Annotated in this window: 20 protein-coding genes; 11 read left to right on the plus strand and 9 right to left on the minus strand. The window is 69.7% G+C overall.

All coding sequences use genetic code 11. The features are described from left to right. Positions 1-27: 27 nt before the first annotated feature. Together C7389_RS10245 and C7389_RS10250 are read left to right on the plus strand one after the other, a co-directional pair. Positions 28-1,848, plus strand: a complete 1,821-nt coding sequence (locus C7389_RS10245; RefSeq protein ID WP_133591006.1) for a PHA/PHB synthase family protein — start codon at positions 28-30, stop codon at positions 1,846-1,848. Between the two features lie 105 nt (positions 1,849-1,953). Beyond that, positions 1,954-2,403, plus strand: a complete 450-nt coding sequence (locus tag C7389_RS10250) for a putative toxin-antitoxin system toxin component, PIN family (RefSeq protein WP_133591008.1) — start codon at positions 1,954-1,956, stop codon at positions 2,401-2,403. On the opposite strand, the gene C7389_RS10255 is transcribed toward C7389_RS10250, so the two are convergent. The 7 genes from C7389_RS10255 to argS all read right to left on the minus strand — a co-directional run bounded on the left by C7389_RS10255 (position 2,388) and on the right by argS (position 9,708). After that, positions 2,388-3,212, minus strand: coding sequence for a helical backbone metal receptor (locus tag C7389_RS10255; RefSeq protein WP_133591010.1), 825 nt, complete (start codon positions 3,210-3,212; stop codon positions 2,388-2,390). The two genes, C7389_RS10250 and C7389_RS10255, sit on opposite strands and share 16 nt — an antisense overlap. A 115-nt stretch (positions 3,213-3,327) precedes the next feature. Beyond that, a complete protein-coding gene (gene ggt, locus C7389_RS10260; protein ID WP_246034699.1) occupies positions 3,328-5,076 on the minus strand; it encodes a gamma-glutamyltransferase in 1,749 nt (582 codons plus the stop codon). Between the two features lie 200 nt (positions 5,077-5,276). Further along, positions 5,277-5,693 carry a PilZ domain-containing protein gene (locus C7389_RS10265; RefSeq protein ID WP_133591015.1) on the minus strand — a complete coding sequence of 139 codons (417 nt, stop codon included), beginning with the start codon at positions 5,691-5,693 and terminating at the stop codon, positions 5,277-5,279. 84 nt (positions 5,694-5,777) lie between these two features. Continuing rightward, entirely contained in the window at positions 5,778-6,575 is a 798-nt protein-coding gene (locus tag C7389_RS10270; protein WP_133591017.1) for an SDR family oxidoreductase, read from the minus strand. A 15-nt stretch (positions 6,576-6,590) separates the two neighbouring features. Beyond that, complete coding sequence (locus C7389_RS10275) at positions 6,591-7,226, minus strand: thiol:disulfide interchange protein DsbA/DsbL (protein ID WP_133591019.1); 636 nt, start codon at positions 7,224-7,226, stop codon at positions 6,591-6,593. Positions 7,227-7,320: 94 nt separating this feature from the next. After that, positions 7,321-7,926 carry an SPOR domain-containing protein gene (locus tag C7389_RS10280; protein WP_133591021.1) on the minus strand — a complete coding sequence of 202 codons (606 nt, stop codon included), beginning with the start codon at positions 7,924-7,926 and terminating at the stop codon, positions 7,321-7,323. Between the two features lie 15 nt (positions 7,927-7,941). Then, positions 7,942-9,708, minus strand: a complete 1,767-nt coding sequence (argS, locus tag C7389_RS10285; RefSeq protein ID WP_133591023.1) for an arginine--tRNA ligase — start codon at positions 9,706-9,708, stop codon at positions 7,942-7,944. 273 nt (positions 9,709-9,981) lie between these two features. On the opposite strand from argS, the gene C7389_RS10290 reads away from it, so the two are divergent. From C7389_RS10290 to C7389_RS10310, 5 genes are all read left to right on the plus strand, one after another. Then, positions 9,982-10,398, plus strand: a complete 417-nt coding sequence (locus C7389_RS10290; RefSeq protein WP_133591025.1) for a hypothetical protein — start codon at positions 9,982-9,984, stop codon at positions 10,396-10,398. A gap of 218 nt (positions 10,399-10,616) precedes the next feature. Continuing rightward, positions 10,617-12,704: a TonB-dependent receptor domain-containing protein gene (locus C7389_RS10295; RefSeq protein ID WP_133591027.1), complete on the plus strand. Its 2,088-nt coding sequence runs from the start codon at positions 10,617-10,619 to the stop codon at positions 12,702-12,704. A 113-nt stretch (positions 12,705-12,817) separates the two neighbouring features. Continuing rightward, on the plus strand, positions 12,818-14,347 hold the full coding sequence (gene ubiB / locus C7389_RS10300; protein ID WP_133591029.1) for a ubiquinone biosynthesis regulatory protein kinase UbiB: 1,530 nt from the start codon (positions 12,818-12,820) through the stop codon (positions 14,345-14,347). A 164-nt stretch (positions 14,348-14,511) separates the two neighbouring features. Continuing rightward, positions 14,512-16,647 (plus strand): ornithine--oxo-acid transaminase, encoded by a 2,136-nt coding sequence (gene rocD / locus C7389_RS25705; RefSeq protein WP_133591031.1) that lies wholly within the window; start codon positions 14,512-14,514, stop codon positions 16,645-16,647. Between the two features lie 580 nt (positions 16,648-17,227). Continuing rightward, a complete protein-coding gene (locus tag C7389_RS10310; RefSeq protein ID WP_133591034.1) occupies positions 17,228-18,685 on the plus strand; it encodes a high affinity choline transporter 1 in 1,458 nt (485 codons plus the stop codon). Positions 18,686-18,779: 94 nt separating this feature from the next. On the opposite strand, the gene C7389_RS10315 is transcribed toward C7389_RS10310, so the two are convergent. Then, positions 18,780-19,661: a LysR family transcriptional regulator gene (locus C7389_RS10315; RefSeq protein ID WP_133591036.1), complete on the minus strand. Its 882-nt coding sequence runs from the start codon at positions 19,659-19,661 to the stop codon at positions 18,780-18,782. Positions 19,662-19,767: 106 nt separating this feature from the next. Between C7389_RS10315 and C7389_RS10320 the strand changes: the two genes are divergently transcribed. After that, complete coding sequence (locus C7389_RS10320; protein WP_246034700.1) at positions 19,768-20,643, plus strand: HTD2 family dehydratase; 876 nt, start codon at positions 19,768-19,770, stop codon at positions 20,641-20,643. 285 nt (positions 20,644-20,928) lie between these two features. On the opposite strand, the gene C7389_RS10325 is transcribed toward C7389_RS10320, so the two are convergent. Continuing rightward, positions 20,929-21,945 carry an isopenicillin N synthase family dioxygenase gene (locus C7389_RS10325; RefSeq protein WP_133591038.1) on the minus strand — a complete coding sequence of 339 codons (1,017 nt, stop codon included), beginning with the start codon at positions 21,943-21,945 and terminating at the stop codon, positions 20,929-20,931. A gap of 689 nt (positions 21,946-22,634) precedes the next feature. Between C7389_RS10325 and C7389_RS10330 the strand changes: the two genes are divergently transcribed. The 3 genes from C7389_RS10330 to ubiU all read left to right on the plus strand — a co-directional run bounded on the left by C7389_RS10330 (position 22,635) and on the right by ubiU (position 25,342). Beyond that, positions 22,635-23,687: an ABC transporter substrate-binding protein gene (locus C7389_RS10330; protein ID WP_133591040.1), complete on the plus strand. Its 1,053-nt coding sequence runs from the start codon at positions 22,635-22,637 to the stop codon at positions 23,685-23,687. Positions 23,688-23,689: 2 nt separating this feature from the next. Beyond that, positions 23,690-24,187 (plus strand): nucleoside deaminase, encoded by a 498-nt coding sequence (locus C7389_RS10335; RefSeq protein ID WP_133591042.1) that lies wholly within the window; start codon positions 23,690-23,692, stop codon positions 24,185-24,187. 138 nt (positions 24,188-24,325) lie between these two features. After that, the gene (ubiU, locus tag C7389_RS10340) at positions 24,326-25,342 is read left to right on the plus strand and encodes a ubiquinone anaerobic biosynthesis protein UbiU (protein WP_133591044.1); all 1,017 of its coding nucleotides are present in this window, start codon (positions 24,326-24,328) and stop codon (positions 25,340-25,342) included. The last annotated feature ends 25 nt before the right edge of the window (positions 25,343-25,367 follow it).

The raw sequence follows: 25,367 nt of genomic DNA on the forward strand, positions 1-25,367 counted from the left end.
GCCGCCGGAACCAGGAGTGGAACAACGATGGCCGCACCCACCGACACCGCGCCCGCCGAGCTGCCGGACCCCAAAGAAGTCGCCAAGACCTATGCGGAGGTCGCCCAGCGCGCCTCCCACCTGATCAGCGAACACGTTCAGCGTCAGTTGAAGAAGGGCGTCGCCGCGCCGGCCGACGAACTCGGCATCGCCCAGGCCTTCATGGACATGATGGCCAAGCTGCTGGCCAATCCCTACCGCCTCGCCCAGGCACAGATGAACCTGGTGTGGGACTACTTCTCGCTGTGGCAACACTCCATGCTGCGCTTCATGGGCATGCATGCCGCGCCGGTGGCCATGCCGGAAAAGTCGGACAAGCGCTTCAAGGACGAGGAGTGGCAGGAGCATTTCCTGTTCGACTACATCAAGCAGTCCTATCTCATCGCCGCCCGTCACATCCATGACACCGTGTGCTGCGTGGACGGCCTGGACGAGCAGACGCAGAAGAAGGTCAACTTCTACACCCGCCAGTACATCGACGCCCTGTCGCCGTCCAACTTCGCCATCACCAACCCGGAAGTGTTCCGCGAGACGGTGCGCAGCAACGGCCAGAACCTGATCAAGGGCCTGAACAACCTGCTGCGCGACGTGGAAGACGGCGGCGGCCAGCTGCGGGTCAAGATGACCGACACCGCCGCCTTCGAGCTGGGCCGCAACGTGGCCACCACGCCGGGCAAGGTCGTGTTCCAGACCGACATGATGCAGCTGATCCAGTACACGCCCAGCACCGACAAGGTGGCCAAGCGCCCGCTGCTGATCGTGCCGCCATGGATCAACAAGTACTACATCCTCGACCTGCGCGAGAAGAACTCCTACATCAAGTGGTGCGTGGACCAGGGCCACACCGTGTTCGTGATCTCCTGGGTGAACCCGGATGAGCACCAGGCGGAGAAGACCTTCGAGTCCTACGTCAAGGAAGGCCTGGTGGCCGCGGTGGACGCCATCGAGAAGCAGACCGGCGAGAAGGAGATCAACGCCGTCGGCTACTGCCTGGGCGGCACCCTGCTCGCCACCACGCTGGCCTACCTCGCAGGCAAGAAGGAAAAGCGCATCGCCTCGGCCACCTTCTTCACCACCATGACCGACTTCACCGAGCCGGGCGAGCTGGGCGTGTTCATCGACGAAGGCCAGGTTTCCAGCCTGGAGAAGAAGATGTTCGAGCGCGGCTATCTGGAAGGCTCGGAAATGGCCGGCACCTTCAACATGCTGCGCGCCAACGACCTCATCTGGTCCTTCGTGGTGAACAACTACCTGCTGGGCAAGGATCCCTTCCCCTTCGACCTGCTGTACTGGAACTCCGACTCCACCCGCATGCCGGCGAAGATGCACAGCTTCTACCTGCGCGCGATGTACATGGAGAACAAGCTGGTGCAGCCGGGCGGCATCGAGATCGACGGCGTGCCCATCGACCTCGGCAAGATCAAGGTGCCCTGCTACTTCATCTCCACCATCGAAGACCACATCGCGCCGTGGAAGAGCACCTACGCCGGCGCGCGCAACTTCGGCGGACCGGTGCGCTTCGTACTCGGCGGCTCCGGCCACATCGCCGGCATCGTCAATCCGCCGGTGGCGAACAAGTACGGCTACTGGCTGAACCCGGCCGCCAAGCTGCCGGCCACCGCGGACGAATGGTTCGCCGGCGCCCAGCAGCAGGCCGGCTCCTGGTGGACCGACTGGCACGCCTGGACCACCGCCCAGGACGACGAGCAGGTCGCCCCGCGCGATCCGGCCAAAGGCAAGCTGAAGGTGCTGGAAGAGGCGCCCGGCAGCTTCGTCAAGATCCGCGCCGACGCCCGCCACGCCGCCTGATCCGGCCGCGGCGGCAACAAGGGGAAGGGGCAACCCTTCCCTTTTTTTCGTTTCATGCTTCCTCCCGCGTTCCCCCTCACTCCTTCACCCGCAGGCCGACTCCGCATGCTCCACCGCCTCGTACTCGACACCAACACGGTGATGGCCTTGTGGCACTTCCGCGACCCCAAGCTTGCGCCGCTGGCCGAGGCCATCGCCGCCGGCCAGGTGAACCTGTTCTCCCGTACGGATGCGCTGGAAGAGCTGCGCCGGGTGCTGGCCTACCGCCAGTTCGAGATTGCCGCCGAGCGCCAGGCCGAGTTGCTGGACGGTTACCGCGCCCGCCTCGACCAGGCGGACGTCGCACCCACCGAGCTTGAGCTCCCCGCCTGCCGTGACCGCGACGACCAGAAGTTCCTCGAAATCGCCGCCGCCAGCGCCACCCACCTGCTGACCCGCGACAAGGCGCTGCTGAAGCTGGCGCGCCACCGCCTGCTGCGGGAGCGCTTCCTCATCCTCACGCCTGAGCGCTACTGCCTGCTGCTGGTGGAAGCCGCCGTTCAGCCGCCGGTCTGAACTCCCGGCCGCGCCACCGCGCGCCGCAAGCGCGCCAGGTAGTGCAGCCCGGCCGCCGCCCGGCTGCCGTACCAGGAGCAATACTCGCCATCCACCGCCATGGCCGGCCGGCCGCACAGCGCGGTCACCTCGGCCAGATGCGCCTCGCCGAAGCGGTAAGGCTCGGACGACAGCAGCACCCGTTGCACCTCGCCCAGCCAAGGCGCCCGCCAGTCGATCTCCGGATAGCGCGGCTCGGTAGCCGCCGGCAGCGTCTGCCAGCCCACCGCCGCCAGCATCGCTGCGATGTAGGTCGCCGGCGACACCGCCATCCAGGGCTGGCGCCAGATCAGGTAGAGCACCTTCTCCGGCGGCAGTCCAGCCGCGGTGGCGGCAGCTTCGGCGATGGCGGCCTGCAGCGCCCGCGTCAGCGCCGCGGCTTCCTCCATGCGGCCGAAGATGCCGCCGAACAGCCGGTACAGGCCGAAGTTGTCCGCCGGCATGCAGGGATGAGTGACGATCACCGTCGGCACGAAGGCAGCCAACGCCTCCACCGTATCGCGCCGGTTCTCATCGATGTTCACCACCAGGTGGGTGGGGGCCAGCGTCCGCACCGCCTCCACCTTCACATCCTTGGTACCGCCGACCTTGGGAATGCGGCGCAGCGTGTCGCGCGGATGGATGCAGAAGCCGGTACGGCCCACCAGCCGGTCGGCGAGACCGAGTTCGCACAGCAACTCGGTCAGCGAGGGCACCAGGGAGACGATGCGCGGCTCGCCGGTGGCCAGCGTGTGAATCTGGCCCAAGGCATCCAGCAATGCTTCGCTCATGGCGCGGCCTCGCGGTTCGGGTATGGATGGAAGGGAAGCCGCATTCTGGCGGGCGAAAAACGCCTCGGCCACCGGCCCGCTTGATCCTGCGCCCCGAGGATCAGGCAGAAATGCGTCAATCCCCCAGCGCGACACCTTCGCGCCGGGGGTCCGCGCCGCCGCTCAGGCCGCTCTCGTCGATCAGGATGCCGTGCAGGCCGCTGGGCTGATCGCCCACGTTCACCGTGTGTCCCAAGGAACGCAGCCCGTCCGCCAGCGGCACCAACGCGCTGCCGTGCTCCAACTCGGTCTGGCGGTTACGGCTGCCCATGTTCGGCAGCGCGATGGCCTGCTGCACGTCCAGCCCCCAGTCGAGCACGCCGACCAGCGTCTTGGCGACGTAGTTGATGATGGCCGACCCGCCGGGCGAGCCAATCAGCAGATAAGGCTGTTCGCCGCGGAACACCACCATCGGCGCCATCGCACTGCGCGGCCGTTTGCCCGGCTGCACCCGGTTGGCGATGGGACGTCCCTCGGCATCCCTTGGCAACAGCGAGAAATCGGTGAGCTGGTTGTTGAGCAGGAAGCCGCGCACGAAGATCTTGCTGCCGAAGGCGGCCTCTATGGTGGTGGTCATGCTCAGCGCATTGCCCTCGCCGTCTACCGCGACGAGATGGCTGGTGGAGGGCTGCGCGGCGGTGGCGTCCTCGCCCGGCGCCATCTGCGCGCCCGCCGGCAAGCCGGGCAAGGCGCGGCCCATGCTGCGGCGGGGAGAGATCAGCGCCGCGCGGGTAGCAAGGTAGTCGGCGGCCAGCAGCCCGGCCACCGGCACCGCGACAAAGTCCGGATCGGCGACGTAGCGCTCGCGGTCGGCATAGGCCAGGCGGCCAGCTTCGGCGAAGTAATGCACCGCCTGCACCGAATCCGGAGCCAGCCGCGCCATCGGCTGCGGCTCCAGCATGCCCAGCATCTGCAGCACCGCAAGCGGCCCGGAAGTGGGCGGCGGCGGGCCACACAGGCGATAGCCGCGATAGTTGCCACACAAGGGCGGGCGCTGCAGCGCGCGGTAGCCCGCAAGATCGGCCGCGGCCAGATCGCCGGGGCGCGGATGCGCGCGCACCGCGGCGACGATGTCATCGGCGATGTCGCCGCGATAGAAGGCATCCGCGCCCCCTGCCGCCACCCGGCGCAGCACCTCGGCAAGAGCCGGGTTGCGCAGGCGGTGGCCGACCGGCCAGGGACGCCCCTCGCCATCCAGGAAGTAAGCGGCCGCCGACGGCTGCTCCGCCAGCGCTGGCGTGGCGGCGATCAAGGCATGCAGGCGCGGCGACACCGCAAAACCCTCCTCGGCAAGCGCGACGGCCGGCGCGAACAGCGCCGCCCAAGGCAGACGGCCATGCTGGCGATGGGCCATCTCCAGCGCCCGCAGCAGGCCGGGCGTGCCGACCGACAGGCCGCTGTTCATCGCGGCGCGGAAGGGCAAGGCGCGGCCTTCCGGCACAAAGCGGTCCTCGCGCGCGGCAGCCGGCGCCGTCTCGCGGCCGTCTATCACGCTCAGGCGCCTGTCCGCCGCCTGCCAGTGCAGCAGGAAACCACCGCCGCCGATGCCCGAGGACTGCGGCTCCACCAGGTTCAGCACCAGCTGCATGGCGATGCCGGCATCCACCGCGCTGCCGCCCTGCCGCAGTACGGCCAGCCCCGCCTGCGCCGCCAGCGGATGCGCGGCAGCAACCATATGGCGCTGGGCCCGCACCAACACCTTGGTGACAGCGGCGGTGGCCGGCTCGGGATGACGCGACTCGTCCGAGGCGGGGGCTGCCAGGGGCGACAGCGCCAGCACCAGAGCCAGGAGCGGGCGGTGGATCGTGTGGGAGAAAGGCGTCACGAAGCGCGTCTTCCGCGGCGGGGAACAGCGCGCATGATGGCGCGGAATTTTCTCCGCGGCCACGGAAAGAGGGGTGGATCGCGATTGCTGCGGGGCAGGCGCACCAGAGCAGGCCTGGCTCTCAGGGGCGCAGGCCATTCAAGCGCCGCCCCTCCAACGAGGAGAGAGAACAGATCTCCCCTCGCTGAACAGCCCTGTACCTAGACCAGCGAGCGCCCCATCACGATCTCCACCGCTTCCCGCTCGGTGATGCGCACCGTGGCGTTCACGATCACATGGGTCACCAGCCAGTCCTGCAGGCGGAACAGGCCGTCGTCCTTCACCTCGACGAACTGGCAGCCGGCCAGGCCGCCCTCCGGCGAGGCGGAGTGGCTGACCACGGCGGCGGTACCGCGGATCTCGTCCGGCACGCCCTCGCGCACCAGCGTGAAGTGGAAAGGCTGGCCGGCCGGCGGCGGCGTGGTCGCCGGCATGGAGAAGCCTTCCAGGGAAAGATCGTTGAGCGCGATGCGTTCGCCGTCCAGCATCACCCAGAAGCAGGGCTCGCCCCGACGCAGGGCGAGGAAACGCTGACGGCCGCGCCGTTCCTGTGCATCGTTGGTCACCGCAGTCGTCATGCTGGTCGATCTCCGTCGCTCGGAATGCTATGCATATTAGCCAAAAGGTCATAACCCGGCTGCGGGCATGGATCACGCCGGCGCTTACAGTGGCAGGCCCCGCGGCTTGCGGCCGGCGCGGGCGAAGGCAGCGTCGAAGCAGGCGTTGGGCAGCAGGCGCAGCAGCTTGGCGACCACGCCCATCTGCCAGGGCACCACGCTGTAGCTGCGGCCGGCGGCAATTACCCTGGCGATGCGGCGCGCCGCTTCGTCGGCCGGCAGCAGGAAGGGCATGGGGTAGGAGTTCACCGCCGTCATCGGCGTTTCGACATAGCCGGGCGCCACGGTACACACCCGCAGGCCGCTGCCATGCAGTTCCACCCGCAGGCTTTCCAGGTAGGCGATGGCCGCCGCCTTGGAGGCGCTGTAGGCGCCGGCGCCGGGCAGGCCCCGGATGCCGGCGACCGAGGCGATGCCCACCAGCCGGCCGTTGCCGCGGCTGCGCATGGCGGGCAGAAAGGGCTGGAAGGTGGCGACCATGCCGAGCACGTTGGTCCGCAGCACCTTGTCGAAGGCGTCCAGGTCTTCAGCGTATTCGGTCAGCGTGCCGACGGAGACGCCGGCGTTGGCGATGACGATGTCCGGCGTGCCGGCCTGGGCGGTGAAGGCGGCGGCGGCCCCGCGCATCGCCGCCGCATCACCGACGTCGGCGACATGCACCGTGTGGCTGACACCGGCTGCCGCCGGCAGCGCGGCCCGCAATGCCTCCAGCGCGTCGGCACGGCGGGCGACCAGGCCCACGGTGGCGCCGGCGGCGGCGTAGTGCTGCGCCAGCGCGGCGCCCAGGCCGCTGGAGGCGCCGGTGAGGAAGACGCGCGCCCCGGCCGGGGAAAGCGTGGACACGGGGCGCGAGCGGGATCAGCCGCGGCTGCGGACGATGAGCTGATCCACCGTCTTCAGCAGGTTGTCGTAGCCGCCGGCGGTGCTGGCGGAGGCCAGGTAGCGGCCATTCACCGCCATCAGCGGTACGCCGTTCACCCGGTAGCTGGCGGCGATCTGGGCAAGGCGGGACAGGCGCGACTGCACGCCGAAGGACTTCCAGGCTTCGTTGAACTTGACCTTGTCGATGCCGCGCTTGGCCACCCACTCCAGCAGCACCGCCTCGTCGTGCAGCGGCACGCGGTCTTCATGCAGGGCGGCGAACACCGCGGCGTGCTGGCGGTTCACCTCGCCCAGCGCTTCCAGGGTGACGTAGAGCTTGGCGTAGGCCGTCCAGTCCGGGCGGTTGAAGGTGATGGGCACGCGGACGAAGTTCACATCCGCCGGCAGGGCCTTTACCCAGCGCTCCAGCAGCGGCTCGAAATCGTGGCAATGCGGGCAGCCGTAGGAGAAGAACTCGATGACTTCCACCTTGCCCTGGACTTCCGTCGGCACCGGCGTGGGCAGGGTGCGGAAGGAAGCGCCTCCGGCGCTGTCCGCCGCCAGAACGGTTGCGGCGGGGCTGGCGAGAACGGCGAGGGCGGCAAGCTGTTGCAGGGCGGTGCGGCGATTCATGGGGGACTCCCGGGTCAATGACGAGACTCAGACGTGGGACGGGCGCCGGCGTTCCGTGGAACGCCGGCGATTTTCGGCTGGCTCCGGCTGGGGCTCAGGGGCCGGTACGGCTGACGGTGGCGTTGAAGCCGGCCTCGGCCAGGCGGGAACGCACCGGGTTCATCTCTTCCGGCTTGCTGAAGGGGCCGACGCGCACCCGGTGGATGGTGCGGCCATCCGGCAGCTGGCCACGCTGGGCGCTGGCCTCGATGCCGGCCAGCGCCAGCCGGGCCTTGAGGTTATCCGCCTCGGACGGGTTCTCGAAGGCGCCGATCTGCAGGTAGATGCGCTCCTGCGGCTTCTCCGGCGTGGGCGTGGCCAGCGGCGGCACCTGCACCGCGGCCGGCTGCACCGGTGCCTGCTGGCTGGGCACGTTGTCGCCCTGCGGCAGGATCTTGTAGAACTCGAAGTCCTGCTTCACCACCGGCCGGTCGCCCGGCTTGCCCGGCAGCGCGGCCGGAGCCTGTTCGCCGCCCGGCAGGCGCTGGGGCGAAGAGGGCGGCACCGCCTGGAAGGGATTCGCCCGGGTGAAATACCAGGCCGCGCCAGCGGCGATCAGCGCGCCGATGACCAGGCCGATGAAGATGCCGATCAGGGTGCTGCCGCCGCTGCGCGCGGGCGCACGGGCGGGTTTGCGGGCGGGCTTGCGATCTCGACTCACGAACGGCTCCGGGGATTACATCGAGGCGGGGGCGGACACCCCCAGCAGGGCCAGGCCGCTGGCGAGCACCTGGCGGATGGCGGCGGCCAGCGCCAGGCGGGCCAGCTTCAGCCCCTCGTCTTCCACCAGCATGCGCTCGGCGTTGTACCAGCTGTGGAAATCCCCGGCGAGGTCCTTCAGGTAGAAGGCGATCTGGTGCGGCGCGTAGTCGGCGGCGGCGTTCTGGACCACTTCCGGGAAGGTGGACAGGCGGGCGCACAGCGCCAGTTCGCGCTCGTTCTCCAGCCGCTCCAGCGCCGCGCCGGCCAGCTCGGCCGCCTCGCCGCCCCACTTGGTGTCCAGCACCGAGCAGACGCGGGCATGGGCGTACTGGATGTAGTACACCGGGTTCTCGTTGCTCTGGCTCTTGGCGAGGTCGAGGTCGAAGTCCAGGTGCTGGTCGGACTTGCGCAGCACGTAGAAAAAGCGGCAAGCGTCGTTGCCGACTTCGCTGCGCAGTTCGCGCAGGGTGACGAACTCGCCGGAGCGGGTGGACATCGAGGTCTTCTGGCCGTCGCGGTAGAGCACCGCGAACTGCACCAACGCCACTTCCAGCTTCTCCGGCGGCAGACCGAGCGCGGCGATGGCGCCCTTCACCCGCGGGATGTAGCCGTGGTGGTCGGCGCCCCAGATGTCGATCATGCGGTCGAAGCCGCGCTCGTACTTGTTCAGGTGGTAGGCGATGTCGGAGGCGAAATAGGTGTAGAGGCCGTTCTCGCGCTGCACGACACGGTCCTTCTCGTCGCCGAAGGCGGTGGAGCGGAACCACTTGGCGCCGTCCTGCAGGTAGATGTGGCCGCGCTGCTCCAGCTCGGTCACCGCGCGCTCCACCAGGCCGGTGTCGAACAGGCTCTTCTCGGAGAACCACTTGTCGAAGCGGACGCCGAACTCCTGCAGATCCTCGCGGCCGTCGCCCAGCTGTTCGTTGAGGGCGAAGCCGTGTACCCAGGCGTAGTCCTGGCCAAGCAGCTGCTTGGCGTTGGCGATCAGCGCGTCCAGGTGCAGCTCGCGCTGCTGCTTGGCTTCGTCGTCCTTGCGGTCGGCGGTCGGCAGGCCGGGCGTGCCGGCCAGCAGCTGGGTCACGGTGACGCGGGCGAAGCGGTCGCCATGGGCGCTGGCCATCTCGCGCCCCATGTCCTTCACATAGTCGCCCTGGTAGGCGTTGGGCGGAAAGTCGATGTGGATGCCGAACTCGGCGAGGTAGCGCAGCCAGGTGGACAGCGCCAGGATGTCCATCTGCCGGCCGGCGTCATTGACGTAGTATTCGCGGCTCACGGTGTAGCCGGCGAAGTCCAGCACGTCCGACAGCGAGGCACCGTAGGCAGCGCCACGGCCGTGGCCGACGTGCAGCGGGCCGGTGGGGTTGGCGGAAACGAACTCCACCTGCACCTTGCAGGCCTTGTCCGCGCCGCGGCCGAAATCGGCGCCGCGCTTCAGCACCTCGGCAACCACGCTGGTCTTGCTGCCGGCGGCCAGGGTGAAGTTGATGAAGCCGGCACCGGCCACCTCGGTCTTCACTACCAGCGGCGAGGGCGGCAGCTCAGCCAGCAGCAGGGCGGCAAGGTCGCGCGGGCTGCGCTTGAGCGGCTTGGCCAGTTGCAGGGCCAGGTTGGTGGCAAAATCGCCATGGCTCGCCTGCTTGGGGCGTTCCAGCACGATGGGGGTGGCGGCCAGCTCCGGCGCCACGCTCTTCAGTGCGGTTTGCAGGAGTTCGGTCAGCAGGACTTTGGGATCGGCGCTCATGGCACTCGCGGAGACAACTAAACGCGCGATTATAACGGATCGACCGCCACCGCCCGGCCGCCGCTTGTGAGCGTTGGTTGCTACCAAAGGCAAAGCGCAGGGAATACGCCCGGGGTGCCCCCCGGCTTCCGACCAGCGCCCCCGCATCCGGCTTCAGCATGGCGAACGGGCGGCGTTGCCGGCCGACGCATACCTTCGCCGCCAAATTCCTCCTCTTCCATACTTTTGCAACAAAGTTGCGTCAAATGCAACTGGCCGCCTAGAATGGGCGTCATGCTTGCGCCGCGTCCGCTCCTCCGCCGCCTGAACCCCGCTGCCCGGCCTGCCGCCGCGGCGCGCGCGGGCGGCTGGACGCAGGCCCTGCTGCTGCGCCTGACGCTGGCCCTGCTGCTGGTGACGGTGCAGGTCGGCGCCGGCATGCACGTCATCGGCCATACGGCCGACGTGCCCCACGCCGCGGCCAGCGCCGACGCCCATGCCGACGGCAACAGCGACGGCCACACCGCCTCCCACACCTGCAGCGAATGCATTGCCCTCAGCGGCATCGATCTGCCGCTGGCCGATTCTCCCCGCCTGCCGGCCCCGCGGGCCGGCGACTGCCTGGCCGGCGCCTTCGCCGCTCCAGCGGCGGCGGGCGGCGCACTGCCGGCGCCGCGCTGCCGCGCGCCGCCCGCCGCCCTGCCGGGCTGATTCCCGGCCCCGGTCCGCCCCACTCCCGCTACGCCCATACCGCCGACGCGCACCCGCGCCCCTCGGCGGCACACCGCTGCGCCATGCCTGGAAAAACCACGCTGGCCGCCGCGCGCAGACGCACCTTGCGACCCCCCCGGCGCACGCCCTTCTGGCGGGCTCGCCGGCCGCCGGTCTGCGTCGGCACGCAGCGCGAACAGAATCAACAAGGAATACAGATGTCCGCTCAGCCTCGTCCCCTCGCCCTCGCACTCCTGCTGGCCTTCTCCAGCCCGGCGGCTTTCCATGCCGCCACCGCCCATGCCGCCGACCCCGGCCCCGCCCCCGCCGAGGGCGAAGCCAGCATCACGCTGGCGCCGGTCACCGTCTCCGCCAGCGCGCTGTCGCTGGGCAGCGACGACATGAGCACGCCGGTGAGCGTGCTGGAGGGCGATGAGCTCCTGCGCCGCCGCGAAGCCTCGCTGGGCGAGACGCTGGAGCGCGAGCCCGGCATCGCCGCCAGCCACTTCGGCGCCGGCGCCAGCCGTCCGGTGATCCGCGGCATGGATGGCCCGCGCGTCAAGATCCTGTCCGACGGCAGCGAGATCATGGACGCCTCCACCGTCAGCCCGGACCACGCGGTCGCGCTGGAACCCCTGCTCAGCCGCCAGATCGAGGTGCTGCGCGGTCCCTCCGCGCTGGCCTACGGCGGCGGCGCCATCGGCGGCGTGGTCAACGTGCTGGACGACAAGATTCCCACCGCGGTGCCGCAGAACGGCATCGAGGGCAGCGTGGAGCTGCGCGGCAACACCGCCGCCAAGGAAGGCGCCGGCGCCTTCGCCATCACTGGCGGCAGCGGCAACTTCGCCATCCACGCCGAAGGCTTGAAGCGGGATGCGCGCGACTACGCCGTCGGCCACGGCTGGTCCGGTGGCGGCCGGGTGGACGGCAGCTACAACGAGACCGAGACCGGCAGCGTCGGCCTGTCCTGGATAGGCGACCGCGGCTACCTCGGCCTGGCCTACACCAGCCAGCGCAACGAATACGGCCTGCCTGGCCACTCCCACGAGCTGGAAGGCTGCCACACCCACGGCGACGAGCTGCACTGCGGCGACCACGACGATGATGACGACGACGACCATGATCATGAGCACGAGGAAGGCGGCGTTCCCTACGTGAAGCTGCGCAGCCAGCGCTGGGAGATGCGCGGCGAGCTGTTGGAGCCGCTGCCCGGCTTCGCCCGCCTGCGCGTGCGCGCTGGCCATACCGACTACCAGCACGACGAGATCGAGGACGGCGCCGTCGCCACCCGCTTCAAGAACAAGGCCCAGGACGGCCGCTTCGAGCTGGAGCACGAGCCGCTGGCCGGCTGGCGCGGCGTGATCGGCGTGCAGGCCTCGCGCCGCGACTTCAGCGCCCAGGGCGAGGAGTCCTACGTCGCGCCGACGCTGACGCGCAAGAACGCGCTCTTCCTCATCGAGGAGCGCCGCTTCGGCGACGTCCGCGTGGAAGCCGGCCTGCGCCAGGAGTGGCAGGACATCAATGTCGACTCCACCCAGCGCGACCGCAGCCACACCGGCAGCTCCGTCTCCCTGGGCGCGGTGTGGAGCTTCGCTCCGCAGTATTCCCTCGGCCTCAGCCTGTCGCGCGCCCAGCGCCTGCCCACCGCCGAAGAGCTGTACGCCGACGGCCTGCACATGGCCACCCGCACCTACGAGCGCGGCAACCCGGACCTGAAGGCGGAAACCTCGCACAACGTCGACATCACCCTGCGCAAGCAGGGCGGCGACACCACCTTCTCGGTCAGCGCCTATCACAACCGGGTGTCGGACTACATCTACGCCAACACCCTGGACGAGGTGGAAGGCCTGCAGCTCATCGAGTACGCCCAGCGCGACGCGGTGTTCACCGGCATCGAAGGCCAGGTGCACCAGCAACTGGACCGCACCTACGGCCTGACCCTGTTCGGCGACTACGTGCGCGCCCGCCTCGCCTCCGGCGATGGCGACCGCGACCTGCCGCGCATCCCGGCCCACCGCGTCGGCCTGCGCCTGGATGGCAACTGGAACGCGCTGCGCGGGGAGGCCGAGGTCTATCGCGTCGGCGAGCAGAACAAGGTCGCCGAGTACGAGAGCAGCACGCCCGGCTACACCATGGTCAACCTGGGCGTGAGCTACCAGACCCGCTACGAGCGCTTCCCGGTGCAGCTCTACCTGAAGGCCAACAACCTCACCGACCAGAAGGCCTACAGCCATACCTCCTTCATCAAGGACGCCGCGCCGCTGGCCGGCCGCAACCTCACCGCGGGCGTGCGCCTGTCCTTCTGAAGACGGTGCCGCCGGCCGGGTGCAAGGCCCGGCCGGCGGCCTCCGCACCCGACTTTCCCCGGCGCACCCTTTCCAGCTAAAGTCCGGGCTTCGCCTTTCCGCCGCCCCCGTCCGTGCGCCTTTTCCGCCTCGCCAAGATCGCCTCCGTCAGCCTGCGTTTCGGGCTGGACCGCATGCTGCTGGATGTAGACGCGAGCGGGCGGCTGGGCAGGCTGTGGACGCTGGTGTTCTTCTGGCGCCGCTTCGACCAGCCGCGCGCGGTACGGCTGCGGCTGGCGCTGGAGTCGCTGGGCCCCATCTTCGTCAAGTTCGGCCAGATGCTGTCCACCCGGCGCGACCTGCTGCCGCCGGACCTCGCCGACGAGCTCGCCCTGCTGCAGGACCGCGTGCCGCCCTTCCCCACCGCCCAGGCGCTGGCGGTGCTGGAGGGCTTCTACGGCCGGCCGGTGGACATGGTGTTCCGCAACTTCGAACGCACGCCGGTGGCCTCCGCCTCGGTGGCCCAGGTGCACTTCGCCGAACTGCCGGACGGCACCGAGGTGGCGGTGAAGATCCTGCGCCCCGGCATCAACCGCGTCATCGTCAACGACCTGGCGCTGATGGACGTCGCCGCCATGGTGCTGGAGAAGCTGTGGCCCGAGAGCCGCCGGCTGAAGCCGCGCGAGGTCGTCGCCGAGTTCAGCAAGTACCTGCGCGACGAGCTGGACCTGATGCGCGAGGCCGCCAACTGTTCCCAGCTGCGGCGCAACTTCAAGGATTCCTCGCTGCTGCTGGTGCCGGAGGTCTACTGGGACTGGTGCGGCCGCGAGGTGATGGTGATGGAGCGCATGCACGGCCTGCCGGTGTCGCAGATCGCCGCCCTCACCGCCCAGGGCACCGACCTCAGCGCCCTGTCCCGCGCCGGCGTCGAGATCTTCTTCACCCAGGTGTTCCGCGACGGCTTCTTCCATGCCGACATGCACCCGGGCAACATCTTCGTCCATGCCGACGGCCGCTACATCGCGCTGGACTTCGGCATCATGGGCACCCTCAACGAGGTGGACAAGAACTACCTCGCGCAGAACTTCCTCGCCTTCTTCAAGCGCGACTACAAGCGGGTGGCGATGGCCCACATCGAGGCCGGCTGGGTGCCGGCCAAGACCCGGGTGGATGAATTCGAAGCCGCCATCCGCACCGTCTGCGAGCCCATCTTCGACAAGCCGCTGAAGGACATCTCCTTCGGCAAGACCCTGCTGCGCCTGTTCCAGACCGCGCGCCGCTTCGAGATGGAAGTGCAGCCCCAGCTGGTACTGCTACAGAAGACCCTGCTCAACATCGAAGGCCTGGGCCGCCAGCTTGACCCGGAACTGGACCTGTGGAAGACCGCCAAACCCTTCCTCGAACGCTGGATGAACGAGCAGATGGGCTGGCGCGCGCTGGTGCGCGGCGTCAAGGAAGAAGCCCCCGGCTGGGCCAACACCCTGCCGCAGCTGCCGCGCCTGGTGCACCACGCCCTGGCCGAATCCACCCGCCTGCAGGCCGAGCAGAACCGCCAGTTCGACCGCCTCTACGCCCGCCAGCGCCGCCACGGCCGGCTGCTCGCCCTGGTCGGACTGCTCGCCGCCGCGCTGCTGGCGCTGGAACTGCACCGCCTGTTCGGCTGAGCCCTTGGGGCCGCGCGCGAGCCTCGCATCAGGGTCTTCCGCAGGCGCGGCCATGCGCCTGAACGTTTGCCAGCCCCCCGGATCGAACCGGCAAGCGCGCCCCGCGAAGGCCGCGCGACCACACCGTTCACCCGCCGCAAGCGCGGCGCACAGGGAAGCCAGTCATGACCATTCCCATCCCGCTTCCGCCGGGCCCCCACGCAAGGCTGCGCATCATCGGCGCCGCCTCCGCCCTGGGCACCCCCTTGCCCGGCACCGCTGCCGGACCGGAGGCGCTACGCGCCACGCCCTTCCTGCAGCGCCTCGCCGAAGCCGGCATCGCCGCCGAATGGGTGGAGACCCTGAAACCCCGGCTGGTGCCGCCGCCCAGTGCGCCAATGGGCGAGCGCCTGGCCGCCAACGGCGAATTCATGGGCCGCCTGGCCGACCGCATCGCCGCGCTGGAGCCGGACACCTTCCCGCTGGTCATCGGCGGCGACCACGCCATCGCCGTCGGCACCTGGCGCGGCATCGCCCGCCGCCAGGGCCACGCCCCCGGCCTCGTCTGGGTGGACGCCCACCTCGACAGCCACACCGAAACCAGCACCCACTCCGGCAACATCCACGGCATGCCGCTGGCCTCGCTGATCGGCGAAGGCCCGCCGGCGCTGGTGGATGTTCCCGGCCCGCTGCTGGACCCGGCGCGCATCTGCATCATCGGCGCCCGCGACTGGGAGAGCGAGGAATACGATCGCCTGATTCGCCTGGGCGTGCGCATCTTCGACATGGCCGACGTGCGCCGCCGCGGCTTCGGCGCGCTGTTCGCCGAGGCGCTGCGCATCGCCCGCGGCAAGCCGGGCGAGGAAGGCGGCTTCGGCGTCAGCATCGACCTCGACGCGCTGGACCCGCTCGCGGTGCCGGCGGTCACCTGCCCCACCGCCGACGGCATCGCCCCGCAGGCGCTGGCGGACGCTCTGCTCACCCTGCGCAGCTGCGGCGACTTCGTCGGCCTGGAGATCGTCGAGTACAGCCCGCAGCTGGACACCGATGGCAGCAGCGCCCGGTGGACCGCCGAATTCGCCACCGCCGCCCTTGGCCCGGCCACCTACTGGCTGCGCGCCAAGGAGCGCAACTTCGGCGCCCGCAACTACGCCCCGCTGCCGGTGGTGTTCCACCGCGGCGAAGGCGTGTGGCTATGGGACGTAGAAGGCCGCCGCTACCTGGACATGATGAGCGCCTACTCAGCGGTCAGCTTCGGCCACGCCCACCCGCGCCTGCTGCGCGCCCTCACCGACCAGGCGCAGCGCCTCAGCCTCACCTCCCGCGCCTACTCCAACGACCGCCTGCCGCTGCTGCTGGAGCGGCTGTGCGTGCTGTTCGGCTATGAGCGCGCGCTGCCGATGAACACCGGCGCCGAAGCGGTAGAAACGGCGATCAAGGTCGCGCGCAAGTGGGCCTACCGCATCAAGGGCGTGCCGGACGACATGGCCGAGATCATCGCCTGCGACAACAACTTCCATGGCCGCAGCACCACCATCGTCGGCCTCTCCTCCGAGCTGCAGTACCGCGACGGCTTCGGCCCCTTCCCGGCCGGCCTGAAGCGGGTGCCCTACGGCGACGCCGATGCGCTGGAGCGCGCCATCACGCCCTGCACCGCCGCCTTCCTGGTCGAACCAATACAGGGCGAAGGCGGCATCGTGCTGCCGCCGCCGGGCTACCTCGCCCGCTGCGCCGAGCTGTGCCGCCAGCACGACGTGCTGCTGATCGCCGACGAGGTACAGACCGGCCTGGGCCGCAGCGGCCGCCTGCTCGCCTGCGACCACGACGGCGTGCGGCCGGACGGCATCATCCTCGGCAAGGCGCTGGGCGGCGGCCTGCTGCCGGTGTCCGCCTTCCTCGCCGACGAACGGGTGATGCAGGTGCTGAACCCCGGTGACCACGGCTCCACCTTCGGCGGCAATCCGCTGGGCGCCGCGGTGGCGTTGGCGGTGCTGGACCTGCTGGAGGAGGAAAACCTGATCGCCCACGCCGCCCAGCTTGGCAACCGCTGGCTGGACAGCCTGCGCCGGCTGCGCAGTCCGCTGGTGAAGGAGATCCGTGGCCGCGGCCTGTTCATCGGCATCGAACTGGCCGACCATGCGCCGCCCGCCCTCACCGCCGCCGAGCTGCTGCTGGCCCGCGGCGTGCTCACCAAGGACACCCACCAGCGGGTGCTGCGCTTCGCCCCGCCGCTGGTGGTGCAGCAGGCCGAACTGGACTGGACCACCGAAGTGCTGAAGGAGGTGCTGGAGCTGGAAGCGCCGGCGCTGGCAACGAACTGAGGGGCGCGGCCGTCGCGCCCCTCAGGCGGCATTGCCTCCCTGATTGGGCTGGCAACCGAGTCGCCGGCCATCGACCACCCGACCACCCTCCGCGCCGGGCCGGCCGTAGCCCCGCCATGCGACGCACTTAGGCAAGCTTGGGCTGAAGGGGCTTCTGATGGGGCCCCGCCCCGAGCGGGGCTCACGCCGAGTTCCCGGCCCGGTGAGCGCAAGGGCGGCAAGGCGCCCGGCTGCTGCCGCCCTTGCGCCCGGCTGAGCCGTCACCTTCGGCAGGCTGACACCGTTTTCACGCTGGACCAAGCCTGCCAGCCTTGAAAGTCCGTCGCACCAAAGCGGTGCCGGCACCGGCCGCAAACCCGCGCCGGCACTGGCGGGCAGCGATTTTCACGATCCGGTGGAAAACGCTTTTCCCCCGCCCCCGCCAACGTTATATTCGCGCCTTGCGGCCGCGCAGCATCGCTGTGCCGGGCAAGGATGGCGGACCCCATATTCCCCGTTTTCCCTCCGCGACTGGATTTCGGGCGGCCTCCCGGGCGGAGGCCGCCCTTTTTGCAACCCGGCTTAGCGGAAAGCGCCCTCCATGCTGATCGCCTTCGTGATCCTCTACCTCCTGGTCTCCATCGGCATCGGCCTGTATGCCGCGACCCGGGTCAAGAACTCCACCGACTACGTGGCCGCCGGCCGCCACCTGCCGCTGTACATCGTCACCGCCACGGTGTTCGCCACCTGGTTCGGCTCCGAGACGGTGCTGGGCATCTCCGCCACCTTCATCGACGAAGGCCTGCGCGGGCTGTGGTCCGACCCCTTCGGCGCCTCGCTGTGCCTGATCCTGGTCGGCCTGTTCTTCGCTCGCCCGCTCTACCGCATGAACCTGCTGACGCTGGGCGATTACTACCGCACCCGCTACGGCCGCACGGTGGAGCTGCTGTGCTCCATCGCCATCGTCATCTCCTACCTTGGCTGGGTGTCGGCACAGATCACCGCGCTGGGCCTGGTATTCAACATCCTCTCCGACGGCACCATCTCCAGCGAGGCCGGCATGCTGATCGGCGCCGGCGTGGTGCTGCTCTACACCCTGTTCGGCGGCATGTGGTCGGTGGCGCTGACCGACTTCCTGCAGATGACCATCATCATCATCGGCCTGGCCTACATCGCCTGGGCGGTGGGCGACATGGCCGGTGGCGTCGGCACCGTGGTGGCCCACGCCAGCGAGGCCGGCAAGCTCAACTTCCTGCCGGCGCTGGACCCGAAGGACGTCATCGCCTTCGCCGCCGGCATCCTCACCATGGGCTTCGGCTCCATCCCTCAGCAGGACGTGTTCCAGCGCATCAACTCCGCCCGCGACGAGAAGACCGCGGTGCGCGGCACCCTGCTGGGCGGCTCCGGCTACTTCCTGTTCGCCTTCATCCCGCTGTTCATCGCCTACTCGGCCACGCTGATCGACCCGGCGCTGGTGGCCAACTACCAGGAAAGCGACAGCCAGCAGATCCTGCCGCAGCTCATCCTGCAGCACACCCCGATGTTCGCCCAGGTGATGTTCTTCGGCGCATTGCTGTCGGCCATCATGAGTACCGCCTCCGGTACCCTGCTGGCGCCCTCGGTGACCTTCTCCGAGAACATCCTGCGCAGCACCTTCCGCGGCATGAGCGATCGCCAGTTCCTGTGGATGACGCGGGTGGTGGTGGTGGTGTTCGCGGTGCTGGTCACCTGGTACGCGATGCGCACCGACGAGAGCATCCACGCCATGGTGGAAAACGCCTACAAGGTGACGCTGGCCACCGCCTTCGTGCCGCTGGCCTTCGGCCTCTACTGGAAGCGCGCCAGCACCCAGGGCGCGCTGGCCTCCATCCTGCTCGGCCTGGTGGTGTGGCTGGGGCTGGAGACGGTGGCGCCGGAGGCGGACATGCCACCGCACTTCGCCGGCATGCTCGCCGGCATCGTCGGCATGCTCGCCGGCTCGCTGCTGCCGCAGACCCTGGTGCGCCAGAGCCATGGCCACAGCGCCCACCTGGATCTGGGCCGCCAGGAGTCGCGCTGAACGCGCCACGCTTGTGCCCTCCGCAAGCCCTCACCGCCCGGCCGGGTCTCCCGCGCCGGGCGGTGCGCTTTCAGGGGATGACGAACAAGGCGGCTCAGCCGCGCAGCGCATCCACCAACTGGCGGGCATAGGCCGGCAGCGCCTCGTAGGAGCGCACCGCGATCTGCAGACGGCGCTCCGCCCAGTCGTCCGCCAGCGGCACCACCGCCAAGCGGCCGGGTTCGCCGAAGCGCTCCGCCGCCGAGCGCGGCACCACCGCCACGCCCACGCCGCACTGGGCGAAGCGGCACACCGCGTCGAAGCTACGGGTGCCCACCCGCAGCTGCAGCCGGCGGCCCAAGCCGCTGGCCTTCTCTTCCAGGAACGCCTGGATGGCCGCCTCGCCATCCAGGCCGACGAAATCCTCGTCCAGCAACTGCTCGAAGCGGATCTGCGCCGCACCGGCATGGGCGTGGTCGGCAGCCATCACCGCCACCAGCCTGTCGTTGCGGAAGGGGAACAGCTCCAGCCGCGGCGCCTCCAGCGTGGCGGCGTAGATGCCGATGTCGGCGCGGCCCTCCGCTACCCGCCGCAGCACCTCCACCGACAGCCCCTCCTCGATGCGCACGTCCACCTGGCGGTTGCGCGCCAGGTACTCGCCTATGCACTCCGGCAGGAAACCCTGCATGGCGTTGGTGTTGGCCGCCAGCCGCACCAGTCCGCGGAAGCCGCGCGCATGCTCCTGCAGCTCGGCGTTCAGCACCTGGATGTCGTAGAGCCAGGCGCGGGCGTGGCGCAGGAAGACCGCCCCCGCCGGCGTGGTCGCCACGCCCTGCTTGCCGCGCGTGAACAGCGCGCTCCCGGTCTGCTCCTCCAGCCGGGCGATGCGCTTGCTCACCGCCGCCAACGCCAGGTGGCAGTGGCGGCCAGCGGCAGTCAGCGAGCCCTGTTCGGCGGCGGCGACGAAGACCTTGAGGTCGGCGAGATCGAAGTGCATGGGGCGGCCTCCCTTCGCAAAGCGCGAAGGCTAGCGCGAAAAATCGCCGATCAACAGCCGGCCGCCGCTGGCCTAAGCTGCAGGTTCTCCCCCTGAGGAAGACGAGATGCACGACGAGGACATGCACGCCGCGCTGGACGAAGCCCGCCTGCGCCAGTGGCTGGGGCGCCAGGAAGAAACCGAGGACGAGGTGAGCGCCTTCCCGCCGCGCGCGCTGGCGGCCACGCTGGAGGCGCCCTATGCCGGCGAGGGCCGCCCCGGCGATCCGCTGCCACCGTTGTGGCACTGGCTCTACTTCCTGCCGCTGCACGCCCGCTCCACCCTGGGCGAGGACGGCCACGCGCGCAAGGGCGGCTTCCTGCCGCCGGTGCCGCTGCCACGGCGCATGTGGGCAGGCGGCCGCTTCGACTTCGTCGAGCCCTTGCGCGTCGGCGAGCGCATCCGCAAGCGCTCCACCATCACCGCCATCGACATCAAGCATGGCCGCAGCGGCGCACTGGCCTTCGTCACCGTGCGCCACGAGATTTCCGCCAAGGGCGCGCCCCGGCTGGTGGAGGAACACGACATCGTCTACCGCGAAGCACCGCGGCCGGACGCGCCGGCCGTCGCCCCCACGCCCGCGCCCCAGGGCCCCTGGCAGCGCCGCATCACGCCGGACGACGTGCTGCTGTTCCGCTACTCCGCGCTGACCTTCAATGGCCACCGCATCCACTATGACCGCCGCTACGTCACCGAGGTGGAGGGCTATCCCGGCCTGGTGGTGCACGGCCCGCTGATCGCCACCCTGCTGCTGGACCTGCTGCAGCGTGAACAGCCCGGCGTGCGCCTGGCCGGCTTCCAGTTCCGCGCGCTGCGGCCTACGTTCGACACCGCACCTTTCTTCGTGCATGGCGAACCGGCGGCGGATGGCAGGACAGTGCGGCTATGGGCGAGCGACGCCGAGGGCTGGCTGACGATGGAGGCGACGGCGACGCTGGGCTGAGGGTTGCCGGAACGGAAGTATCACCATCCCACCCTGCATCCCCTACCAGCGCTAGCCGGCTGACGGGGTTTTACTCCCCTCTCCCGTCGCGGGAGATGGACTGGGGGAGAGGGGGAGTGGCGCTCGTATTGCCGCTAACGCCCCTTGCGGGGCGCCCGCTCTCCCCAACCCTCCCCCGCAAGGGCGAGGGGGCAGAACCGCCGCTACCTTAGGCGGGCGAGCCTGTCCCGACCAATGCCTGTCCGGGCCCTACTGGCACCGGCCATATCGGCACGCCGCAGCCCCTCAATACTTGGCGAAGTTCGCATTCACCCGCTGGTACAGATAGTCCTCGGCGGTGATCGCCGGGTACTTGTGCGCCGGCCCTTCGATGACCACCTCGCGGTTGGCCTGGCAGAAGAAGGCCAGGCTGTAACGCGCGCCCTGGTACTCGTCCGGGCGCGGGTTGCGCACGCGGTGGAAGTTGGACGGCAGCTGGTCGTCGCTCCAGCGCATCAGCATGTCACCGATGTTGCAGGTGATGACCTCTTCCGCCGGCGGAATGCTGGTCCATTCCTGGGCCTCGAACTCCTTGCCGGGGCACACCTGCAGGCCGCCCTGGCCCTCGCGCTGGAACAGCAGGGTGAGGCAGTCGAAGTCGGTGTGGGCACCGGCGCGCCACAGGTCCAGCTTGTCCCGGAACTCCGGCGGGATGGCGTAGTAGTGCAGCAGGCGCAGGGTGCTCTGGTAGCCGGGGCTGAGCGGATCGTGGGCGCGGGTGAAGAACTCGCTGTCGAAGCCCAGCTTGTCGGCGAAGCAGGACAGCACCCGCATGCCCACCGTCCAGCACTGCGCCTCGAAGGCCAGCATGGTGTCGCGGAAGCCGGCCAGTTCTTCCTCGCTGGGCCACAACTCGGCCATGTGCGGGCGGGTGATCTGGTAGGACTCCTTCTGGTCCGGCGTGCCGGTGGAAGGCCGCACCTGGGCCTTGCTCTCCCAGCCGGCGTTGCAGCCCTTCTTCAGCGGATACTTGGCCTTCACCTCGTCCGGCAGGGCAAAGAAGCGCTCCATGGTGGCGAAGGCCTTGCGCACTTCGGCCAGCTCGATGCCGTGGTTGTAGAGCTGGAAGAAGCCCACGTCCACCGAGGCGCTCCACAGCTGGTCGGCGATCTCGGCTTTGCGGTGTTCGAAATCGGATAGGTCGATACGTCGCACTTCGCGGCTCTCGTTCTCGGTGCCCATCGCGCCCATGCGCGATTCCTTGTTGAGTTCGTTGAGGGCATAGGGCGCCTGGGCGGCGGGGGTCTGCTGGGTGGTCTGCATTGTCGTGCTCCTGCGTTACATGGGCTCGCGAGGGATGCACGGGGCGGAAAGGGCCGGCGGCATCGCCTCTTGAAGGGTCTCCCGGCGCGGCGCCTCCCGGGCGGGACGACGCAACGCCAGCTTCAAGAGCAATTACCGACCGGCCGCTGGTTCGCCGGGCGGCGGACCAGGGAGGTGAACGCTTCTACTCTCGCCGCAGCACAAAGCAGGTGGCGTGCCACCTGATCTGGCCGGGTGCTCCGGCAGCTCGTCCCGCCCCCGACAAAGCCGGGCGACTCCTGCCCCGACGCTGCGACGTCGCGGGCTTTTCACCCCGGTACGGCAGACACCGCAAGGCGCGCCTGCCACCGTCCGCGCCCCTCCGGACAGCCCGGCACCGCCAAGGCCCCCCTGCCCCAATTCAAGGCATACCACCCATTTTGCGCACCAAGCCAATGCACATGGCCCCTCGTGGGCTCGGGCCCACGAGACAGACGGAAACCCTGGCGGATACGCGGCTTTCCGCCAGCCATCCATACCTTTGGCATCGAAGCGCCACCATCTGGCACGCATGCTGCTAAGAGCGAAACCGAGAGTAGAAGCGTTCAGCGCCGCCGGAACAGAGAGCCGGGGCGCCCGGAAATTGCTCTTGTCGCCCCGTCGGCGCGCACCGCCGCCGGGTACCAAGAACATTGCCCGGAGCATCCCCAATGGATCGTCGTCGCTTCCTCACCTCCTTCGCCGCACTGCCCGCCGCTACCGCCCTCGCCAGCCTGTCGAACCCGGTGCGGGCCCAGCCTGCCCCCGCCGCCGGCCTGCTGCCGCTCAAGTTCTCACTGGATTTCCGCGTCACCAGCCAGACCTCGCCCTTCTTCCTGGCCCTCGCCCGTGGCTATTACCGCGAGGAAGGGCTGGACGTGACCATAGACACCGGCGCCGGCTCGGTGGCCTCCATCACCCGCGTCGCCAGCGGCGCCTATGACATGTCGCTGGGCGACATCAGCTCGCTGATCGAATTCCACGCCCAGAACCCGGGCAAGGCGGCGGTGCAGGCGGTGTACCAGTATTACAACCGCGCGCCCTTCGTCATCATCGGCCGCAAAGACCGTGGCATCACCGCCGATTTCGCCAGCCTGCGCGGCAAGCGCGTGGCCGCTGCGGCGGTGGAATCCACCCGCCGGCTGTGGCCCATGGTGGCGAACAGACTCAAGGCCGGGCCGGACTTCTTCGAGTGGGTCACCACCGACTTCGCGGTGCGCGACAACGTGATGGTCCGCGGCGACGTGGATGCCGCCACCTACTTCCATGACTCGGCGGTGTCGCTGTTCTCGCGCATGCCGCTGGAGCAGCTCGCGGTGCTGGAGTACGCCAAGGCCGGCCTGGACCTCTACGGCAACGCCATTCTCGCCAGCCGCAAGCTGATCGCCGACAAGCCGCAGGCGGTGGCCGGCTTCCTGCGCGCCACCAACCGCGCGCTGCGCGAGACGGTGGCGGACGTGGAGCCCGCGCTGGCGGCGATCAAGGCGCGCGAGCCCATCCTCAATCTGGAGGTGGAGCGCGAGCGCTGGAACATCACCCGCGGCTACGTCGCCGCCGCCGACACCCGCGCCGACGGCCTGGGCGCGGTGCGCAGCGAGCTGGTAAGCCGCCAGATCGCCGACGTTGCCGCCGTGTTCGGCCTGGAGAAGCCGCCCGCCGCCGCCGAACTGTACGAGCTCTCGCTGCTGCCGCCCAAGGCGGAACGCCTGGTCGCCGGAGCCTGAGCATGGGCGCGCCGGAAACCGTGCTGGATGCGCGCGACGCCCTCTACCTGCGCCGCGCCATCGAACTCGCCGACCTCGGCCGCAGCCGCGGCAACCGGCCCTTCGGCGCCCTCATCGTCGGCGCCGACGGCAGCGTGCTGGCCGAAGCCTGGTGCAACACCGCCGAAACCGGCGACTGCACCGGCCACGCCGAAACCAGCGCCGTGCGCCTGGCATCGCCGCGCCACAGCCGCGAGGAACTGGCGCGGGCCACCCTCTACTCCTCCGCCGAGCCCTGCGTGATGTGCGCCGGCGCCATCTTCTGGGCCAATATCGGCCGGGTGGTGTTCGGCATAGACGCGGTGGCGCTGCGGCGCTTCCGCGGCGAGCGGCTGGACCAGCGCGACGCCGAGCTGTCCTGCCGCGACGTGTTCGACGCCTCGCCCAATGGCATCGTCTGCGTCGGCCCGGCGCTGCTGGAGGAGGCGGCGCGCTCCCACGTCGGCGCCTGGAAGGTCTGAGCGGAAGCCGGCGGCCGGAGCAAGGCGCCCAGGCAAGCCGCGCCGCCGCCCCGCTTTGACCCCAGTCAAGGCAGCCCGGCGGCGGCGCCACTATGGTGGCGGGGCTTTGCAAACGCCCCGCCACTCCCCCGCCTCCCCATGACCCCCGCCTCCCAGCGCATCGAACTGGTCTGCCCCGCAGGCTCCCTGCCGGCACTCAAGACCGCCATCGACAACGGTGCCGACTGCGTTTATCTCGGCTTCAAGGACGCCACCAACGCCCGCAACTTCACCGGCCTCAATTTCGACGCCCGCCAGATGCGCGAAGGCGTGGATTACGCCCATGCGCGCAAGCGCAAGGTGCTGCTGGCGCTGAACACCTATCCGCAGTCCGCCAACTGGGCGGACTGGACCGCCGCGGTGGACCGCGCCGCCGCGCTCGGCATCGACGCCGTCATCCTCGCCGACCCCGGCCTCATGGCCTACGCCGCCAAAACGCATCCGCAGCTCCGGCTGCACCTTTCGGTGCAAGGCTCGGCCACCAGCTACGAGGCCATCGCCTGGTACCACGAGCGATTCGGCATCCAGCGCGCGGTGCTGCCGCGGGTACTGTCGCTGGCCCAGGTGGAGAAGGTGATCGCCAACAGCCCGGTGGAGATCGAGGTGTTCGGCTTCGGCGGCTTGTGCGTGATGGTGGAAGGCCGCTGCGCGCTGTCCGCCTACGCCACCGGCGAATCGCCCAACTGCAACGGCGCCTGCTCGCCCGGCAAGCATGTGCGCTGGGAACAGACGCCCAGGGGCATGGAGACCCGGCTCAACGGCATCCTCATCGACCGCTTCGGCGCCAACGAGCGCGCAGGCTACCCGACGCTGTGCAAGGGCCGCTTCGAGGTGAACGACGAGACCTATTACGCCATCGAGGAGCCGACCAGCCTCAACACCCTGGAGATGCTGCCGGAGCTGGCCCGCGTCGGCGTGTCGGCGATCAAGATCGAAGGCCGCCAGCGCAGCCCGGCCTATGTCGCCCAGGTCACCAGGGTGTGGCGCGCCGCGCTGGACCGCCTCGCCCTCGACCCCGCCAGCTTCCGGGCCCAGCCGGCCTGGATGGCCGAACTGAACAAGGTTTCCGAGGGCCAGAGCCACACCCTCGGCGCCTACTACCGGCCGTGGAAATGAACGCCCCAATGAACGCTCACAGGCC

This window comes from Azoarcus indigens (assembly GCF_004361735.1).
GTDB lineage: Bacteria > Pseudomonadota > Gammaproteobacteria > Burkholderiales > Rhodocyclaceae > Azoarcus > Azoarcus indigens.

What these genes read in the sequence shown, in the direction of transcription:
- C7389_RS10245 (WP_133591006.1), top strand. Translation starts at nt 28, where the DNA reads ATGGCCGCACCCACCGACACCGCGCCCGCCGAGCTGCCGGACCCCAAA.
- C7389_RS10250 (WP_133591008.1), top strand. Translation starts at nt 1,954, where the DNA reads ATGCTCCACCGCCTCGTACTCGACACCAACACGGTGATGGCCTTGTGG.
- C7389_RS10255 (WP_133591010.1), bottom strand. Translation starts at nt 3,212, where the DNA reads ATGAGCGAAGCATTGCTGGATGCCTTGGGCCAGATTCACACGCTGGCC.
- C7389_RS10265 (WP_133591015.1), bottom strand. Translation starts at nt 5,693, where the DNA reads ATGACGACTGCGGTGACCAACGATGCACAGGAACGGCGCGGCCGTCAG.
- C7389_RS10275 (WP_133591019.1), bottom strand. Translation starts at nt 7,226, where the DNA reads ATGAATCGCCGCACCGCCCTGCAACAGCTTGCCGCCCTCGCCGTTCTC.
- argS (WP_133591023.1), bottom strand. Translation starts at nt 9,708, where the DNA reads ATGAGCGCCGATCCCAAAGTCCTGCTGACCGAACTCCTGCAAACCGCA.
- C7389_RS10290 (WP_133591025.1), top strand. Translation starts at nt 9,982, where the DNA reads ATGCTTGCGCCGCGTCCGCTCCTCCGCCGCCTGAACCCCGCTGCCCGG.
- C7389_RS10295 (WP_133591027.1), top strand. Translation starts at nt 10,617, where the DNA reads ATGTCCGCTCAGCCTCGTCCCCTCGCCCTCGCACTCCTGCTGGCCTTC.
- rocD (WP_133591031.1), top strand. Translation starts at nt 14,512, where the DNA reads ATGACCATTCCCATCCCGCTTCCGCCGGGCCCCCACGCAAGGCTGCGC.
- C7389_RS10310 (WP_133591034.1), top strand. Translation starts at nt 17,228, where the DNA reads ATGCTGATCGCCTTCGTGATCCTCTACCTCCTGGTCTCCATCGGCATC.
- C7389_RS10315 (WP_133591036.1), bottom strand. Translation starts at nt 19,661, where the DNA reads ATGCACTTCGATCTCGCCGACCTCAAGGTCTTCGTCGCCGCCGCCGAA.
- C7389_RS10320 (WP_246034700.1), top strand. Translation starts at nt 19,768, where the DNA reads ATGCACGACGAGGACATGCACGCCGCGCTGGACGAAGCCCGCCTGCGC.
- C7389_RS10325 (WP_133591038.1), bottom strand. Translation starts at nt 21,945, where the DNA reads ATGCAGACCACCCAGCAGACCCCCGCCGCCCAGGCGCCCTATGCCCTC.
- C7389_RS10330 (WP_133591040.1), top strand. Translation starts at nt 22,635, where the DNA reads ATGGATCGTCGTCGCTTCCTCACCTCCTTCGCCGCACTGCCCGCCGCT.
- C7389_RS10335 (WP_133591042.1), top strand. Translation starts at nt 23,690, where the DNA reads ATGGGCGCGCCGGAAACCGTGCTGGATGCGCGCGACGCCCTCTACCTG.
- ubiU (WP_133591044.1), top strand. Translation starts at nt 24,326, where the DNA reads ATGACCCCCGCCTCCCAGCGCATCGAACTGGTCTGCCCCGCAGGCTCC.